The following is a 521-nucleotide window of genomic DNA, read 5'->3' on the forward strand; positions in this document are numbered from 1 at the left end:
GGCTGGCCACGTGGTCGAACACGAAATAGAGCGACAGCGCCCCGCCCATGGCCACCGTCGCCAGGCCGATGATCCAGGCCCAGGGCACGCCGGCCATGAAGAAGGCCGCCCCGAAGGCGATGGTGATCAGGATGGTCTGGCCGACGTCGGGCTGCAGCAGCAGCAGGACCACCGCCAGTCCGTAGAGGCAGAAGGCGATAGACACGCCGGGAACGCCCTGCCCCTTCTGGCCTTCGGCGAACATCCACGACACCAGGATGATCAGCGCCGGCTTCATGAACTCGGACGGCTGCAGGGTGAAGCCGCCGAGCTCCAGCCAGCGGGTGGCCCCCTTGGCGTGGTGTCCCAGGAACGGCAGCGCCGCCATCACCAGGATCGCCAGCAGATAGATCATCACCGACGCCCGCCGCGCCCCGCGCGGCGTCAGCAGCGACACCGACAGCACGATGGCCAGGGACGCGACGCCGAACAGGGTCTGGCGGGTGGCGAAATGGAAGGGGTCGCCCACGTGCATGCGCGCC

At 68.9% G+C, this 521-nt stretch carries 1 protein-coding gene; it reads right to left on the reverse strand.

Annotated elements, in window-relative coordinates:
- Positions 1 to 521, reverse strand: a 521-nt coding sequence (locus tag D1614_RS28895) for an FtsW/RodA/SpoVE family cell cycle protein (RefSeq protein WP_162304630.1), incomplete at both ends; no start/stop codon positions are given.

Source organism: Maribellus luteus (assembly GCF_003576475.1).
Lineage (GTDB): Bacteria > Bacteroidota > Bacteroidia > Bacteroidales > Prolixibacteraceae > Draconibacterium > Draconibacterium luteum.